Below are 1,437 nucleotides of genomic sequence, written 5' to 3'. Positions count from 1 at the left end.
CAGCGCATCGTCGTCGTCGGGCCGGAGGCCCGTCGCATGTACCTCGAGGCGATCGCGCAGGGGTCCTGGGACGGCGAGGCGGTCTTCTTCCCCGACGCCGACGCCGCCTACGACTACCTCGCCACCGAACTCCGTGACGGTGATCGGGTGCTGGTCAAATCGTCGAACTCGGCCGGGCTCCGCTTCCTCGGCGACCGTCTAGGAGAGTTGTTCGCGTGAGATCACTATTGACGTCGGCGGGGATCTCGCTGGCCTTCACCCTGTTCCTCACGCCGGTCTTTCTCCGATCCTTCCGGAAATGGGGGTGGGGACAGGTCATCCGCACGCCCGAGAACGTGCACAACCCCTCGCACGGCGCGAAGCGCGGAACGCCCACGATGGGCGGCACGATCTTCATCTTCGGCACGATCATCGGGTACTTCATCGGCTCCTACGCCGGGAACAACCCCCCGACGGTCTCGGGTCTGCTGGTGCTGTGGCTCATGCTCGGCTTCGGCGTGGTCGGGTTCATCGACGACTACATGAAGGTGCGTCTGCAGAACAGCCTCGGGCTGTCGGGCTGGCGCAAGATCGCGGGGCAGGTGATCGTGACGGTGCCGTTCGCCGTCGTCGCCCTGAACTTCCCCAACGCGTTCGGTCAGACCCCCGCGTCCGGATACATCTCGATCTTCCGCGACATCCAGGTCCTCTCCCTCTTCGCGCTCGGTCCGATCGTCGGCTGGCTGCTGTATCTCGCCTGGATCTCGCTCATCGGCACGGCGGCATCCAATTCCGTCAACGTGGCGGACGGTCTCGACGGCCTCGCCGCCGGCTCCGGCATCTTCGTCATCGGCGCGTACAGCCTCATGGCGTTCTGGCAGAACAAGCAGATGTGCGCCGACGTGCTCGACCCGACGGTGCAGGCCGGATGCTACGCCGTCAGGGATCCGTTCGACCTGGCGATCGTCTCGGCGTCGTTCGTGGGCGCTCTCGTCGGGTTCCTGTGGTGGAACGCCCCGAAGGCGAAGGTCTTCATGGGCGATTGCGGATCGATGGCGATCGGTGGGGTCGTCGCCGCCATGGCGATCCTCACCCGCACCGAGCTCCTGCTGATCCTCATCGCGGGCGTGTACGTCATCGCCTCCGGGTCGGTCATCCTGCAGAGGGCCTACTTCAAGGTCACGCGGGGCAAGCGCCTGTTCCTCATGAGTCCTCTCCACCACCATCTCGAGATGCGGGGCTGGCCCGAGGTCACCATCGTCGTGCGCATGTGGATCATCGCGGGCCTGCTCGCGGTGTCCGGCGTCGGCTTCTTCTACGTCGAATGGCTTTCCCGCGTATGAGCGATCTGTCCTCCCTCACCAGCTGGTACGCCGACTGGAAGGGTCTGCGCGTCGCCGTGCTCGGCCTCTCGGTCACGGGGTTCTCGGCCGCCGACACCCTCGCCGAGCTCGGCGC

At 66.0% G+C, this 1,437-nt stretch carries 1 protein-coding gene and 1 pseudogene; both read left to right on the top strand.

Features of this window, described 5'->3' with window-relative positions; all coding sequences use genetic code 11:
- A pseudogene (locus NS220_RS13165) lies at positions 1-219 on the top strand (UDP-N-acetylmuramoyl-tripeptide--D-alanyl-D-alanine ligase); the annotation flags it as partial.
- Entirely contained in the window at positions 216-1,322 is a 1,107-nt protein-coding gene (gene mraY, locus NS220_RS13160; RefSeq protein WP_058624501.1) for a phospho-N-acetylmuramoyl-pentapeptide-transferase, read from the top strand. The pseudogene NS220_RS13165 and the gene mraY, both read left to right, overlap by 4 nt.
- Positions 1,323-1,437 lie beyond the last annotated feature (115 nt).

The organism is Microbacterium testaceum (assembly GCF_001476655.1).
GTDB lineage: Bacteria > Actinomycetota > Actinomycetes > Actinomycetales > Microbacteriaceae > Microbacterium > Microbacterium testaceum_C.
This window is presented reverse-complemented; position numbering and strand designations above follow the sequence as displayed.